This window comes from Bradyrhizobium sp. MI1.11, from assembly GCF_055811255.1.
The window spans coordinates 114208-130122 of the sequence record NZ_JBVVPM010000017.1; the positions used below are offsets into that span (position 1 = coordinate 114208).

Below are 15915 nucleotides of genomic sequence, written 5' to 3' on the forward strand. Positions count from 1 at the left end.
AGGCCCCGTAAATCTGTCCCGGGATATCGGCTATTGCCGCCGCAAACCAGCCTTTTCTCGCAGGTCTGAGGCGCCGTTCGCGCTGGCCCACCACTCGCGAAGAGCTGGCACACCGCTTGCTAAAGCGTTTCTGCTCACATCCGTGAACCGCGCAACAAGACGCGTCAATTGTGGAGAGGAAACCCATGGAGATCGGTTATTTCACGATGCCTTCGCACCCGCCGGAGTGCGGCCTGAAGGAAGGGAACGACTGGGACCTGCAGGTCATGCGCTGGCTCGACGAGCTCGGCTATCAGGAGGCCTGGGTCGGCGAGCACCACACCGCGCCCTGGGAACCCAATCCCACGCCAGACCTTCTGATCGCACAGGCGCTGATGCAGACCAAGAATATTCGCATCGGACCAGGCGGCTTCCTGCTGCCCTATCACCACCCCGCCGAGCTCGCCAACCGCGTCGCCATGCTCGATCATCTCTCCGGGGGGCGGCTCAATTTCGGCGTCGCGGCTAGCGGCCTGCCGAGCGACTGGGCCATGTTCAACGTCGACGGCATGAGCGGACAGAACCGCGACATGACGCGCGAGGCGCTGGAGATCATTCTGAAGATGTGGAGCGATCCCGCGCCCTGGACCTACAAGGGCAAATTCTGGACGGTGACCAAGCCGGACACGATGTTCGACTTCCTGAAACCCCACATCAAGCCGTTGCAGACGCCGCATCCGCCGATCGGTGTCGCCGGTCTTTCGAAGAACTCGGACACGTTGAAGCTCGCCGGCGAGCGCGGCTTCATCCCGATGAGCCTCAACCTCAACCCGGCCTATGTCGGCAGTCATTGGGATTCGGTCGTAGCCGGTGCCGCCAAGACCGGACGCAAGCCGGACCGCGCGGATTGGCGGCTGGTGCGCGAGGTGTTCGTCGCTGATACCGACGAGGAAGCGTGGAGGCTCTCGACCGGCGACATGATGGGCCGGATGATGGGCGAGTACTTCCTGCCGCTGCTCGGGCATTTCGGCTTCAAGGACTATTTGAAGCACGCGCCCGACGTGCCCGATAGCGACGTCACCGTCGAATATTGCGCCAAGCGGAACTGGATCGTCGGCTCGCCCGCGACCGTCGCCGAGAAAATCGAGAAGATCTACGAGGAGGTCGGCGGCTTCGGCGTGCTGCTGGTGTTCGGCTTCGACTACAAGCACAAGGCTGAAGCCTGGCATCACTCGCTGTCGCTGCTGAGGAACGAGGTGATGCCGCACCTGAAGCATCTCGGCTCCGCGCAGAAGGCGGCTTGACCCGACGCGGGTGCGGCGCGATCGTGCCGCATCCGCATCCATTTCGGAGATTTCCGCGTGAGCGTGGACGCCAGTGCTTTCGACGCCAAGGATTTCAAGGAGGCGATGCGCCAGTGCGCCGGCGCCGTCGCGCTGGTGACGGTCGGCGCCGAGCACGGCAAGCGCACGGGGTTGACTGTGACCTCGGCCTGCTCACTGTCGGACTCGCCGCCATCCCTGATCGTGTGTGTCAACCGCAACGCCAGTGCGCACGCGCGTATCCGCGAGGAAGGCGCGTTCGCGATCAACTTCCTGCACGAGGACCACGCGGCACTGGCGCTGACCTTCAGCGGCCAGAAGGGCGTCAATGGCGACGACCGCTTTGCGTTCGGGGAATGGACGCGCGGGGTGACCGGCGCGCCGGTGCTGACGGATGCGGTCGCCGCGTTCGACTGCGTGCTGGCGCAGGAATTCGAGACCAAGACGCATTCGATCTTCGTCGGCGAGGTGCGCGGCGCATCGCATTCCGACGGCGCGGCGCCGCTCGTGTATCTGCGCAGCAGCTTCCACGCCCCGCGCGAAATCCGCGGCACCGTAACCGTCGGCGACCTCGACTCGCGACATCTGAGCTGGAGCGATTTTTCGTAAGGCAGCGGCGGCGTTGATGGTGCGCTCTTCCCTTCTCCCCTTGCGGGAGAAGGTGGCGCGAAACGCCGGATGAGGGGTATCTCTCCGCGAATCCAGAAGCCAGAGAATCAGGTGCGGAGAGAGACCCCTCACCCGTCTCGCCGCTGTCGCGGCGAGCCACCCTCTCCCGCAGGGGGAGAGGGGAAGAAAGCTCGCCGCATGCAGCTGAGTGCTACTGCGCTGTCTCTATCTTCAACTGCTTGATCTTGCGATAGAGCGTCGCGCGGCTGAGCTTCAGCGCGCGCGCCGCTTCGATCACACGACCACCATGCTCGCGCAACGCCTCCACGATCGTGGCGCGCTCCGCCGCCGCGAGATCCGGCTCCGCCCTTCCACCAAACGGCGGCAAATCGAGGTCGGCATCGGTGATGACACCGTCTTCCGCCGTGCAGCCGGCGAGCCGCAGCACGTGCCGGAGCTGGCGCATGTTGCCGGGATAGGGATAGGCCGAGAGCTGCGCCCAGGCCTCGTCCGAGAGGGAACAGTTCGGCGCTTCCTCGCGCGCAATCTGGCGGATGACGTCGTCGCGGTCGGCGCGCTCGCGCAAGGCCGGCAGCCGCACCTCCATGCCGCGGAGACGAAAATAGAGGTCGGTGCGGAAGGCGCCCTCCTCGGCCATGCGGCCGAGATCGCGATGCGTGGCGCTGATCAGGCGAATGTCGACCGGCACGGGCTTCAGCGCGCCGAGCGGCCAGACTTCGCGGTTCTCCAGCACCCGTAGCAGCCGCGTCTGCAGCGCAATCGGCATGTCGCCGATCTCGTCGAGGAACAGCGTGCCGCCGTCGGCCTGCACGATCAGGCCTTTCGAGCCGTCGCGGCGCGCGCCGGTGAAGGCGCCGGCCTCGTAACCGAACAGCTCGGCATCGATCAGGCTGTCCGGCATCGCAGCGCAGTTCAGCGCGACATAGTTGTGGCGCGCGCGATTGCCGGCTGCGTGGATGGCACGGGCGAACACATCCTTGCCGACGCCGGTCTCGCCATGCAGCAGCACCGGCAGATTGTGATCGCCGATGCGTCTGAGCCGCTTTACACTCTTGATCAGTCCTGGATCGCGGCCAGCGAGGCGCTGCAGCGCATCGAAGGGGTCCACAGGAACGTCACGACGCTGCGTGGACGGCCGTGGCCGCAGCGGCGGCGCGACATGGCCATGCCCCAACGGACTGCCATCGCCCCGGCGCAGCTCGACGAGATCGTCCGCGTCGCGCGCGGCGGGATGGTCGAATTTGACATAGCGCGACAGATCGATGCCGGAGGCGATCAAGCCGTCGGTGAGACCCAGCAGTGCGCGCGCCGAACGGCAGGCGCCGACGATGCGGCGATCGTCGTCATAGGCGAGCAGGCCGCTGCCGCCATCGCCCGGCACGGTCGCGATCCAGGCGTTGCGGAAATGACCGCGGAAGATCGCGCCCTCCATGCGCCGCGTTGCCTCCATCGTCACCGCCAGCGCGAGCTGATGCGCGGTGCGTTCGAGGTCCTCGCGGCAGGAGGTGATGTTCACGGCGCCTGCGAGCCGTCCGGCCTGGTCGAACAGCGGCGTCACGGCGCAGGAAAACATGTGCCACTGCGCGCGAAAGTGCTCGTCGCGATGTACCAGGATCGGCTTCTGCTCGGCGAGCGCGGTGCCGAGCCCATTGGTGCCTTCAAAGGCCTCGGAGAAATTCGAGCCGGTGTAGATCTTCCAGTCCATGAACAGTCGTGCGTCGGCCTCGCCGGGCAGGCGGCTGAACAGCATGGTTGCGTTCACGTCCGCCAGGTTGACGCAATAACCGGCATCGCGAAGTACCCGGGCGAGATCGTCGAGCTCCGGTGTTGCAAGCCGGATCGTCTCTTCCATCGGCTCGGCGACATGCCGGATCTCGGCTTCGGTCAGCGTCTGCGGCGGGCCTTGGCGGGCGGGATCGAGCTTGTGGCTGACCAGGCAGCGCCGCCAGGAATTGGCAATGCGCGAAGAGGCATCGACGTCGGCCAAGCGGTCTGCAACCTGATTGGCGACGGACAAGACACGGGCGACATGGTTCGAGGCCGAAAGGCTGGCCATCGCGGACGTCTCCACCCTGTATTATTGTGCAAAGTCTGGCACCGCAGGCGGGGATGTCAATCGGGAACCGGGAACGCGGCGAAGCGCAATCATAATTGCTGCACCGCCCTCACCACGTATCGATGCAGGGTCGCTTCTTCGCCGTCCGCGTCGGCGGCTTCGGCACCGACCGCAGGCCTGCCATGATCCACCGCCGCGTCTCGGCGGGATCGATGACGTTGTCGATCTCGAACACGGAGGCGATCGAGACCGCCTTGCCGTTGGCGTAGAGCTCGGCGACCTTGTTGCGATAATAGGTCTCACGCTCGACGGGGTCGGCGATCGCCTCCATTTCCTTGCGGAAGCCGAGGCGGACGTATCCCTCCAGGCCCATGCCACCGAACTCGCCGGTCGGCCAGGCCGCGGTGAAGAACGAGGCGTGGAAGCCGCCGCCGATCATCGACTGCGCCCCGAGCCCATAGCCCTTGCGCAGGACGATGCCGAACAGCGGCACTGTCAGGCTCGCGCCTGTCACGAACATGCGCGAGACGTGGCGCACGATCGCCGTCTTCTCGGCTTCCGGGCCGACCATGAAGCCGGGCGTGTCGCACAGCGAGACGATCGGCAGATCGAAGGCGTCGCAGAGCTGGAGGAAGCGCGCGGCCTTGTCGCCGGCATCGGCGTCGATCGCACCGCCAAGATGGCGCGGATTGTTGGCGATCAGGCCGAACGGCTTCCCCTCGATGCGGATCAACGCGGTGATCATGCCGACGCCGTAGTCGCGGCGCAGCTCCAGCACGCTGTCCTTGTCCGCGACGAGGTCGATCACGCTGCGGATGTCGTAGACGCGCAGGCGGTTCTCGGGGATCGCGCGGCGCAGCAGCCGCTGGTCGGCGGCCTGCCAGTCCGTCACCTCGCCCTGGAAATAGGACAGGTATTTTTGCGCAACGGATGTCGCCTCCTCTTCGTCCTCGACGAGGATGTCGATGACGCCGTTCGGCGACTGGAACGTAACAGGACCGACCTCGGCCGGGTGATAGACGCCGAGCCCGCCGCCCTCGATCATCGCGGGGCCACCCATGCCGATCGAGGCATTTTTGGCGGCGATGATGACATCGCAGCAGCCGAGCATCGCGGCATTGCCGGCGAAGCAATAGCCGGAGACCACGCCGATGACCGGCACAAGACCCGAGAGTCTGGCGAACTGCACGAAGGACGGACCATCGAGCCCGGTCATGCCGAGCCGGTCGGTATCGCCAGGCCGGCCGCCGCCGCCTTCGGCATAGAACACCAGGGGCACGCGCCAGTCTTCCGCGAGCGTCAGCATGCGGTCGATCTTCTTGTGGTTCATGTGGCCCTGCGTGCCCGCGAGCACGGTGTAGTCGTAGGCCACGACGATGCAGCGCCCGCCCTCGGGCCCGAACTTCTCGGCGTTGACGGTCGCGACGCCCATGACGAGGCCGTCGGCCGGCGTGTTCTTGACGAGATCGTCGAGCTTGCGCCGGCGCCGCTGCGCCGCGATCGCAAGGCTGCCATACTCCATGAACGAGCCGTCGTCGACGAGCTGCGCGACATTCTCGCGCGCGGTGCGCTGATTGGTGTTGCGGCGGCGCTCGACCGAAGCAGGGCGATTTTCGTCGAGCGTGTTGGCCTGGCGCGCGATCAGTTCGGCGAGATCGGGACGGATGTGGTCGAGATCGATATCGGTTTCCGTTGCAGACGCATCAGCCGCAACCTCGAGCGGCTGCAGATACATGATCGGCTCGCCATGCATCAACGTGACACCGTCGCCGGCGAGTAGCTTCATGACACGGCCGCCCTGCTCGGCCATGACCAGATGTTCCATTTTCATGGATTCAATCACGGCGAGCTGCTGGCCCGGACGCACGATCTCGCCTTCCTTCACCTGGATGGTGACGATGGTTCCCTGCAAGGGTGCTGCGACCATCACCGTGCCTTCGGGCACGATCTGTGCGGTATGCGCCTCGATGCCGGGACCGCGGCTTCGCTCCGTCGCCGCAAAATAGAGTGGTTTGGCCGCGCCATCGGCGGCTTCGACGAGCTTGCCGATGTTGCGATCGATGAAGTCTGTCGCGATGCGGTTAGCCCTGAAATCGGGATGCGCCAGCACGGCCTGGAGGAAAGCGATGTTGGTGACGACGCCGTCAATACGAAACTCGCGCAAGGCGCGCGCGGCTTTGGAGACAACGTCGTGCCAGGCTTCACCCGGCGTATGCACGATGACCTTTGCCAGCAGCGAGTCGAAGGCGGCACTGGTCTTGTAGCCGGCATAACCGAAACTATCGACGCGGACGCCGGGGCCCGACGGCGGCTCGAACACGGCAAGCACGCCGCCGGTCGGGTGCGTCGCCCCCAGCTCGTCCAGCGTCTCCATGTTGACACGCAACTGCATGGCATAGCCGCGCGGTTTCGGGATCGAGCCTTGCGCCAGGCCGAGCGACGCAAGCGAGGCACCGGCGGCGACCGCGAGCTGGGCGCGGACCAGATCGAGGCCCAGCACCTCTTCGGTCACGGTGTGCTCGACCTGGAGCCGCGGGTTGGCCTCGATGAAGGCAAAACTGTCGTCGGCAGTGCCGTCGACCAAGAACTCGAACGTGCCGAGATTGTCGTAAGACGCGGCCACGGCGAGTTGCTTCGCCGCCTCGCTGATACGGCCACGCAAGCCGTCGCTGAGCGACGGGCTCGGCGCCACCTCGATCAGCTTCTGGTGCCGGCGCTGAATGGTGCATTCGCGTTCCCAGAGGTGGGAGATCGCGCCGTGGCGATCGCCGATGATCTGCACCTCGATATGGCGCGCCTGCCGGATCAACCGCTCGGCATAGACGCCGTCGAAGCCGAACGCGGCCTTGGCCTCGGACTGGCAACGCGCATAGGCCTCCGCGAGATCGGCAGCGCGCTCGACCACGCGCATGCCGCGCCCGCCGCCGCCGGCCATCGCCTTGATCACGATCGCCGGGTTGCTGCCGAGCGAGGTGAAGAACGCCGTGATGTCCTCCAGCGAGGAGGGCCCGCTGGTGCCGGCGATGATTGGCACGCCGCAGCGCTTTGCCAGTTGCCGTGCCGCAACCTTGTCGCCGAACAGTTCGAGCGCCGCCGGCTTCGGCCCGACGAAGGCGATGCCTGCATCGACGCAGGCCTTCGCGAACGCAGCGTTCTCGCTGAGGAAGCCGTAGCCGGGGTGCACGGCGTCGCAGCCTGCGCTCCTCGCCGCCTTCACCACGGCCTCGATGTCGAGATAGGCCCGCGCGCCGCGGCCGGGGATTTCGACCGCCTCATCGGCAAGGCGCACATGCAGCGACAGCGCATCGTCCGCGGGATGGATCGCGACCGTCGCGAGGCCGGAATCGGCTGCGGCGCGCGCGATGCGGATGGCGATCTCGCCGCGATTGGCGATCAGGAGCTTCTTGAACGACATGCAGCGTCTCCATGCCCGCGTGCCCAAGCGCGGGTCGGCCGGTCCGATTGTTCTGCTTCGTCACTTTAACCGAGGCCGTCAAGGGCAAGAACGCCGGTCCCGACGACCGTTCCCGCCGGCCGGAATTTCAGTCGGTCGCGCGTGCCGTGATGAGGCGAATAATCCGCGCCACGGCAGACGGGATCGGCGCGATGACCGGCACGGTGAAGATCGGCTGAAGCTCGCGCGCGACTTCGCCCAGCGGCCCGCCGCCGATGATGACCGCCTCCGCGCCATCCTGCGCGATGCAGGCCTCGACCGCGCCCGCGAGCGCTGTTCGCAGCCGCGCCGGATGGCGCATCAGCTCCTGCGGATCGCCCTCCGCGAAGCGGACGCCGGTGTAATACGATCGCAGACCCAGCGCTTCCGGCAGAGCGTCGATCTTCGCTTCCAACAGCGGCGTCGTGGTCGCCACGCCGAAGCGGCGGCCGTTCTCGGCGGCTGCCACCATCGAGGACTCACCGATGCCGACCGCGGGCCGTTTCATCGCGGCCTTGATGCCGGCCAATCCGGGATCGCCGAACGCCGCGACGATGATACCGTCGCATGCATGCCGGTTCGACTGCGATATCTCCAGAACTTCGGCGGAAGCTGCATCCAGCGCATCCGGCGTCACGATCATTTGCGGCGCGCGCGTTGCGGTCGCGCCGTCGATGTCGAAGCCGTCGACGGCGGTCGACCTCGCGATGGCGACCATCATCTCAGTGGTCGCCACGGAACTGTTCGGATTGATCAGGAGAATGCGCGCGCGCCGATCAGAACTCTGATTCATCCCCTGCTATACTAGGCCGCCCGCACCCCCGCAACGAAAGCACTGACCTCGTCTTCCAGCGATTGCAGCTTCTGCGACAGCCGGCCACTCGATTGCAGCACGAGGCCGGCGGCCTGGCCGGTCTCCGCCGTCGCGTCGGTCACACCCGAGATGTTCTGCGAAACCTGGTCGGTGCCGGAGGCAGCCTCGCGTACGCTGTGGGCGATCGCCGCGGTCGCGGCGCCCTGCTCCTCGACGGCTGCGGCGATCGACGAGGAAATCTCGTTGACCTCCATGATGGTCTTGCGGATGCTGTCGATGTTGCCGACGACCTGGTTGGTCTCGGCCTGGATCGCGGTGATCTGCGCGCCGATCTCGTCGGTCGCCTTCGCGGTCTGGCTCGCCAGCGACTTCACTTCGCTTGCCACCACCGCAAACCCCTTGCCGGCCTCGCCGGCGCGCGCTGCCTCGATGGTGGCGTTAAGCGCGAGCAAATTGGTCTGCGAGGCGATCTGGTTGATGAGGTCGATGACCTCACCGATCTTGTGCGCGGCGGCGGCCAGCCCCTGCACGGTGTCGTTGGTGCGCTGGCCGTCGGCGGCGGCCTTGTCGGCCACGCTTGCAGCCTGCGCGACGCGCTGGCTGATCTCGGTGATCGAGGACGACAGCTGCGCGGCGGCGGAGGCCACCGTCTGCACGTTGCTCGAAGCCTGCTGACAGGCGGTGGCGACGAAGCTAGCACGGTCGGTCGCCTTGTCGGCGGTCTCGGACATACCCTGCGCGGCCTGCTGCATCGCGCGCGCCTCGTTGAAGACGTCGCGGACGACGGCCTGAACGTTCGCCTCGAACTTACCGGCGAGGTCGGTCATCGTCTTGCGCTTCTCCTCGTCGGCCTTCTGCTTCGTCTCCTGCTGTTCGGCGTGCATCCGGCCGACCGCCGACGCATTGTCCTTGAACACGGCGAGCGCCTTGGCGAGCCCGCCGATCTCGTCGCGACGGTCGGTATGGGGCACGTCGAACGCGCTGTCGCCGGAGGCGAGGCGCTCGGTGAGCGCGGTGATCTTCGCCAGCGGCCGGGTCACGCTGCGGCCGATCACGAAGGAGGCGCCGAGCACGAGCACGAACACGGCCAGGCACACCAGGGCGAAGGTCATCGCATTCTGGCGGAAGACGGCGTCGACGTCGTCGAGGTAGATTCCGGTGCCGATGATCCAGCCCCAGGGCGCAAAGCCCTTCACATAGGAGATTTTCCCGACCGGCTGGTCGAAGCCGGGCTTCGGCCAGAGGTAGCTGTAGAAGCCCGCGCCCTGCTTTTTGACGACGTCAACGAAGCCGACGAACAGCGCGTTGCCGGATGGATCCTTCATCCCGGACAGATCCTTGCCGTCGAGCTCGGGCTTGATCGGATGCATGACCATCTTGGGGGTCATGTCGTTGAGCCAGAAATACTCGACCTTGTCGTAGCGCAGGCTCTTGATCTCCGCGATCGCGCCGGCCTGGGCCTGCTCGCGTGGGAGTTTTCCTTCGCTCTCGAGCTTCTGGTAGTGCGCCAGGATGCCGTAGCCGACGTCGACCATGTGCTGCGTCTTGGCCTCACGGTCCGCGATCATCTGCGCGCGCAGGGTCGATAGCGCGATCGGCGCCAGCGCGATCATGCCAAGGAGGCTGATGCCGACAATCAGGACCAGCTTGAAACTGATGCGGGAGAAAAACATCGGAGCTCGCAAGAATTGGAAGGGCTGATATGCCAGTTTATCCCGCGCCCCTTAGCAAAGCTTTAAGCATTCGGGTTCCCCACCACCCGCAAAACTCCGTAGGATCCTACCGGCATGCTGCGGACGGCCTCGCAAGCTCGCGAGGCTGGCTGCATCCGAGATGCGAACTCTTCAAAACTAGAAGACCTCGACATCGCCCCTCCGAGCGTTGACTTGCAGGGGGCTCTGACGGAACGATCGGTGCAGATCATCAGCGCCGGTCGGGGCGTAGGCGCAGCCAGAGGCCAGAGGTTCAATGCATCAATCGACATCGACAGGGTCCCTCGAGCTTCCGGCGCTGAGCGCGGCGGAGCGGCTCTTCATCTGGGGGTTTCGGGCCAAGGCGCGCAGCGGAAGCGCTGTTCCGACCGCGGCCGATATCCAGCAAGTCTACGACCACTTTCGCGTGGGCGACGCCGTGCCTTCGCTGGAATGCATCATCGAGATCTTTGCCTGCACGGCGCATACGGCCATCGCGGTGCACTGCCCGACCTGCCCGCGCATGTCCGTCAGCGAGCACGGCATGTTGCGGGCGATCGCCGCCGCGCAGAAAGAGCGCGACGATATCGCGCGCGAGCAGTTCGAATGCTGGCTGCCGCCGGTCGGTGCCGATTGGGCTCTCGCACCCGTGCGGGGGCTTGCAACGATCTTCCGCATGGCGGGCCTCATCCTGCCCGACCGGCACGTTCCGTCTTTCGATCATGACCGGACGATGGCGATGAAGAGCTGGCTGGTCGGAAGCCCGACGTTGCACTGACGGGGATCGCGCGTGATGCAGGATAGTTGCGGCTTTGTGCCCGTCACGGAAGCCGGCCAGGCGCGGCTCTGTCCGCTCCAGGCCGCGCTTGCGACGCGGCCTGACGTCGAGAGCTACGATGATTTTGGCCGCGTCGCGCTCTCGCTGTTCCGGTTCATCGCAGCTGCCTATGCGACCGGCGCGTCCGATTGCTGGGAGGCGGCCTATCGCTTTGCCGACGAGGCGCCTGGCATCGCCGACAGCCCGCTGCTGGTCGCACGCGTTGCCGCGCTGGTCAGAATCCTGCGCAGCGGCCGGCCCTGCCAATTGTGCTTCATGCCGCCGTCGTGCCGGCGCCTGTCGAAGGACGAGGCGGAATTGATGCGACTGCTGGCGGTGGCGCGCGGCAGCCAGGTGGGTGAGCTCGAATCCGCCGTCTGCCAGTTCGTCGGCAACGAGAACGAGACCGTGACGACGCGGGCAGTCAACGCGCTCGCGGTCTGCTGACAGCCAGCGGTCCTGCCAGATCACCGTGTTCGCCTCGCGCAATTCGCTTGAGGTGATAGCTTCACCGATCGGCAACGCACGTCTCCATGATGCCGTCGAGCTCCGCCTTCGAGAGCACGCCTAGCTCGACGATGAAGACGATGCGCGCGGCGGGCAGGCCCGGAGCCAGCGCATCGCCGGAGGCGAGCGCGGCATCTGCAGGGGCCAACGTGGCGCGGCCGGCGGCGAATTGAAACACCATCTGGCGCCCGGGCTGCTCGACGGTCTCGAACAGACCTTTTGCCCGCGCGAGCTTTGGCGCGAGGCGACCGATCGCGTGCTGCAGGCGGACCAGCGAGATCGGCTGGTCCGACGTCCAGCTCAGCGTTTCGAAGCGTTGCTCTGCCGGACGTTTCGGTCCGGGCTCGCGTAGCGGTGGCGCGCGATCGACGGTTGCGGGAAACAGCAGCGCGGAAGGAATCTCGCCGTGCGGCGCATCGACCACCACGGCAGGAACGCGTTGCGCGCGGATGGCCTCGCGCATGCGGGAGCCCGCGCCCTCGTTCGCCAGATCCAGCTTGCTCAGAGCCACGATATCGGCGACGCGCAATTGCGAACGGTGCAGCGCATCGTCCAGGGCAGCCGGCGGTGCCGCCGCGTCCATCACGCAGAGCACCGTTTCCAGCTGCGCCTCGCGCAGGATCACGGGATCCATCAGGTTACGGACGATGTCGGCGGGATCGGCGACGCCGCTGGTCTCGATGACGATATATTCCGGCTTCGGATCACGCCGCAGCAGCGTCGCAAGCGTGCGCAGCAGGTCGCCTTCGAGTGAGCAGCAGATGCAGCCATTGGCGAGGCTGACCACGCCATCGCTCGCGCCTGCGATCAGCTCGGCATCGATGTTGATCGCGCCGAAATCGTTGACTACAGCGGCGATCCGCCGGCCCTCCGCATGCGCCAGCAGATGGTTCACGACCGTGGTCTTGCCGGCCCCCAGAAAGCCCGTCACCAGGAGAATGGGGACCGGCATGTCTCAGCCCCCGACGACGGGGCGGCGCACGGGACGGCCGGGCCGCGCCGCCACGTCCAGCACACCGTCGCTGATTAGTATCTCGCCGCTGACGATCAGATGCCGCACGCCTTCGGACGGGCGGTTCATCGCCGTGAAGGTCGCGCGATCCGAGAGCTTCTCGTAGTCGAACACGACGATGTCCCCATCGGCGTCCTTCGTGAGTCTTCCCTTGGCGCGCATCGCGGGCGTGCTTTGCGACAGGATCTCCGCCGGAATCAGCGCGCATTTGCGCACGCCTTCGAGCAGCGACACGGTCTTGCGCTCGCGCACCCATTCGCGGATGAATTTTGTGAAGCAGCCGGCCGAGCGCGGATGCGAGGTGGCGTCATCCGGCAGCGGCCAGGCATCGCCGGTGTAAGTCTTGCCGTCCGACGTCGTCCACGGCATCGCGTCGGAGGCGATCGCGCCGCCGGGATAGAGCACCGACATGTCGAGCAGGTCGCGGTGATGCGCATTGTTCTCGGTGTCGAGGATGTGCCACAGCACCAGCGACGATGGCTCTTCGGCCTGCGCCTTCAAGAGCTCCTCGCGATCGCTGAAGCGATGGCCGTCGGTGACCCGCTGCACGGAATCGTAGCCGGTGCCGTTGCGCTCGACGAATTCGGGGTCGCTGAAGAAGGCAGCGGCCAGCACGGTCGAGCCGGTGCCGTAGGGATAGGCCTCGACCGTGATGGGCAGGCCCTGCGCCTGCGCTTTCGCGATCAGCACGCGGCAGCGCTCGACATCGGTCTTGCTCGACGAGTTGAAATGGCAGATGTGCATGTGCGCGCCGGTGGCGCCGGCATAGCCGATCAGGCGGATATAGGCCTCCGCCGCGCTTTCGGGGTCGACGCGCGACATGTAGGCGACGTGGGTGAAGGTCGGCACGTCTTGGCTTGCCGCGAGTTGGCACACCGCGGTCAGTTCCTGCACGCCGGCGCCCGGCGCATAGGCGTTCAAAATGCCAATGCCGATGCCGCCCTCGTTCAGGCCCCGCGCGAGGCGCTCGAGGATGCCTGATACCTCCGCATCGCTCGCCACGTTGTCCATCCAGCGGCGATCGCGCATGGCGTTGCCGAACGCCTCCAGCGAGCTCTCCGCATTGGAGCCCGTCATTGCACCGATGCGCGCAAAAGCCCAGTTGGTGGCGGCGCCGTAGTTCAGCACGCGCCCCTTCCGCGCCTGGCGCTCATACCAGGAGCCGACCGGCAGCACACCCGCTTCGAGATCGAGCGTCGTCGTGACGCCGTCGAATGCCTGCATGCGATCGGCGGGGAGCGACTGGCCATGCGCATGAAGGTCGATGAAGCCGGGCGCGACCACGAGGCCGGTCGCGTCGATCACCCGCTCCGCGCTGCCGAGCGAGGCGCCGACCGCGGCGATCCTGCCGTCCACCACCGCCACATCGCCAACCGCGTCCATTCCGCTGGCGGGATCCACCACCCGACCGCCAGAGATCACCAAGCCGCTCATATTGTCGCTCCCTCACGCTGATTCCGCATCAAGGCAGATTCCGGGAGGGACGACCACCTCCACCGATGCCGACGCATCATGCTCGCAAGGAAGGCTCGAAAGGGGGGGGTGCAATTTGCATGCGGGGCGCGGACACGCGCTCGCAGTCTCGCGGCAGGTTTGCCCGAGCTATGCTTCTCGCTTCACGCCCTCCAAGAAAGGGCGCAGGGAAGACCGGGCGCCGACTGGCACCCATAAAAACCCCCATGCGAACTGATTGCACACGCAATGCACAGGGGAGACACAGGGCAGCCGAGACCAGGCCTTCCCTGCGCGATGGTTTGACGGCCTATGCCGCGCTCTCCCCGGAGACGAGTTCCTTCTTGCCTCCGTCACCTCCGCGAAATGCACGGCACCGCGCCGGTTGACGCGCTGACGCCTTCGCAAAGGCTTGACCGTAGCAACGACGGCCAGGACCACACGGTTTCGCCGTACGCGAGCTGACCCTGCTTCGCCAAGAGGCTTCGCAGGGCTTCGGCGCCGTCCGTCGATGCGGTTCGTGACATGCTCACGAGGTTCATCTCGCCCTGCACGCCACTCACCCGCCTTTAACGCCGCCCGCGTCCACCGCAACTCCCAACCCGCGTTCGTGACGACGTACGACCGCCCCTTTTGTGGGCTGGGATGGCCGACACATACGATATTTCCGAATTTCGGTAAAGTGGAATATTTTTGTGAGGAGGGGTTGACGGACTTCGGCTGTGTTGCCCGACAGGCAGCACAGATCAAGAAGATCGCGGCTTACAAGGCGGCACGAGTTCTGTGCACCGTCACCTTAACTCTAGCCCGCCCCGCGGAGGTGATTGACCCAAGACCAAGCAATGGACCGCGAAGCAGCTCCGCCGTCTTCTCGCCCCCATTGTCATTCAGGGATGTAGCGGGGCGCTACGGTGGACAAAAGTTCCCAAAGGTTTCGTGTGATCGCTCGGCCTCTTCTGCAACGCGACCCCTGTCGTTCTATTTCGCGCCGCGCTCTCCTCGGCGGATTTATGTCGGCAGGGACCGCCCTCGCGCTCGGCGGATGCGCCGGCTTGGGTGCGACCGGCGCGCGTTTCGACGCGTCATCGCTATCCCTTGACCCCACATTGCTCGTCACCACCACGCGCAAGCCGGTGAACGGCGGTCGCACGAAGCCCTGGTTCGGCCCGGAGCGCGCGACGACCATGACAGTCGCGCGGGCGAAGCTGGGGGCGCCGGATGAGAGCCGTCTTTCTCTCGCCTCGGTTGGAATTGGCGATTGGCGCCTTGACCGGGTCGAACCGGTGTCGGCCGACGCCGGCGATCTCGTCGCGCAGGCCGGCGGAGGAGACGTGCTGATCTATGTGCACGGCTTCAAGCAGACGTTCGAGACGGCGGTGCTCGATGGCGCCCATCTCTCCGACGGGATCAAGTTCCGCGGCCGGACCATGGTGTTCTCCTGGCCTTCCAAGGCAGGACTGTTCGACTATGCCTATGACCGCGACAGTGCGATGTGGTCCCGCGACGAGTTTGAGCGCGTGCTCTCCGCACTCGTGTCGGCGCCAGGCACCGGCCGCGTGAACATCGTTGCGCACAGCATGGGAACCATGCTGTCGCTCGAAAGCCTGCGTCAGCTCTATGCGCGATACGGCGACACAGTGACGAGCAAGATCGGCGCGGTGGTGTTTGCCGCGCCCGATATCGACATGGACGTGTTCTCGTCTGCGATCCACCGCATCGGTCCGCTTGCCGGCAAGATCACCGTGATCGCCTCCACGAACGATCGCGCCCTGGCGCTGTCGGGACAGATTGCAGGTGGAATGACCAGGGTCGGCGCCGCCGAGAAAGCCGTCATCGCGCAGCTCGGTGTGCGCGTGGTCGATGCTTCGCAGGAGGGCTGGGGCATCATCAACCACGATCTGTTTCTGTCGAATGCAGAAGTACAGCGGGTGATCCGCCGCTCGATCGACGGCACGATCGCTTAGGAGAGCGCCCGCGCCGAGCCGTGCGAACTGCGCACGCCGGTGGGGGCTACAAGCGGAAATGGCCGGTTTTCGAAGTGCCCGGTCTGGCAGGAGAAATGGCGCTCCCTAGGGGAATCGAACCCCTGTTTCAGCCTTGAGAGGGCCGCGTCCTAACCGCTAGACGAAGGGAGCGTGAGGGAGAGGACATAGCCTCGAATTTTGCCGGCGGCAAGCGGGGATCGAGGGGTTTCGGAGGTCC

At 65.9% G+C, this 15915-nt stretch carries 11 protein-coding genes and 1 tRNA gene; 5 read left to right on the forward strand and 7 right to left on the reverse strand.

Features of this window, described 5'->3' with window-relative positions; translation table 11 throughout:
- Positions 1–185 precede the first annotated feature (185 nt).
- Together AC0L30_RS18735 and AC0L30_RS18740 are read left to right on the forward strand one after the other, a co-directional pair.
- Positions 186–1283: an LLM class flavin-dependent oxidoreductase gene (locus tag AC0L30_RS18735; RefSeq protein ID WP_473404941.1), complete on the forward strand. Its 1098-nt coding sequence runs from the start codon at positions 186–188 to the stop codon at positions 1281–1283.
- 57 nt (positions 1284–1340) lie between these two features.
- Positions 1341–1910 carry a flavin reductase family protein gene (locus tag AC0L30_RS18740; protein WP_354169390.1) on the forward strand — a complete coding sequence of 190 codons (570 nt, stop codon included), beginning with the start codon at positions 1341–1343 and terminating at the stop codon, positions 1908–1910.
- A gap of 211 nt (positions 1911–2121) precedes the next feature.
- On the opposite strand, the gene AC0L30_RS18745 is transcribed toward AC0L30_RS18740, so the two are convergent.
- From AC0L30_RS18745 to AC0L30_RS18760, 4 genes are all read right to left on the reverse strand, one after another.
- Positions 2122–3987, reverse strand: coding sequence for a sigma-54-dependent Fis family transcriptional regulator (locus AC0L30_RS18745; RefSeq protein ID WP_473404942.1), 1866 nt, complete (start codon positions 3985–3987; stop codon positions 2122–2124).
- A 109-nt stretch (positions 3988–4096) separates the two neighbouring features.
- Positions 4097–7402, reverse strand: coding sequence for a carboxyl transferase domain-containing protein (locus AC0L30_RS18750; protein ID WP_473404943.1), 3306 nt, complete (start codon positions 7400–7402; stop codon positions 4097–4099).
- Positions 7403–7529: 127 nt separating this feature from the next.
- Complete coding sequence (locus AC0L30_RS18755) at positions 7530–8213, reverse strand: aspartate/glutamate racemase family protein (RefSeq protein WP_473404944.1); 684 nt, start codon at positions 8211–8213, stop codon at positions 7530–7532.
- 11 nt (positions 8214–8224) lie between these two features.
- The gene (locus AC0L30_RS18760) at positions 8225–9907 is read right to left on the reverse strand and encodes a methyl-accepting chemotaxis protein (protein ID WP_473404945.1); all 1683 of its coding nucleotides are present in this window, start codon (positions 9905–9907) and stop codon (positions 8225–8227) included.
- Positions 9908–10202: 295 nt separating this feature from the next.
- On the opposite strand from AC0L30_RS18760, the gene AC0L30_RS18765 reads away from it, so the two are divergent.
- Positions 10203–10703: a hypothetical protein gene (locus AC0L30_RS18765; protein WP_473404946.1), complete on the forward strand. Its 501-nt coding sequence runs from the start codon at positions 10203–10205 to the stop codon at positions 10701–10703.
- A 12-nt stretch (positions 10704–10715) separates the two neighbouring features.
- Positions 10716–11189, forward strand: coding sequence for a hypothetical protein (locus AC0L30_RS18770; protein WP_473404947.1), 474 nt, complete (start codon positions 10716–10718; stop codon positions 11187–11189).
- 61 nt (positions 11190–11250) lie between these two features.
- Here AC0L30_RS18770 and AC0L30_RS18775 read toward each other — a convergent pair whose 3' ends face one another.
- Positions 11251–12201 (reverse strand): CobW family GTP-binding protein, encoded by a 951-nt coding sequence (locus AC0L30_RS18775; protein WP_473404948.1) that lies wholly within the window; start codon positions 12199–12201, stop codon positions 11251–11253.
- A gap of 3 nt (positions 12202–12204) precedes the next feature.
- Complete coding sequence (locus AC0L30_RS18780; RefSeq protein ID WP_473404949.1) at positions 12205–13695, reverse strand: amidohydrolase family protein; 1491 nt, start codon at positions 13693–13695, stop codon at positions 12205–12207.
- 1028 nt (positions 13696–14723) lie between these two features.
- Here AC0L30_RS18780 and AC0L30_RS18785 point away from each other — a divergent pair.
- Positions 14724–15677 carry an alpha/beta hydrolase gene (locus tag AC0L30_RS18785; RefSeq protein ID WP_007596595.1) on the forward strand — a complete coding sequence of 318 codons (954 nt, stop codon included), beginning with the start codon at positions 14724–14726 and terminating at the stop codon, positions 15675–15677.
- A gap of 96 nt (positions 15678–15773) precedes the next feature.
- Here the strand turns inward: AC0L30_RS18785 and AC0L30_RS18790 are convergent.
- A tRNA-Glu gene (locus AC0L30_RS18790) sits at positions 15774–15848 on the reverse strand.
- Positions 15849–15915 lie beyond the last annotated feature (67 nt).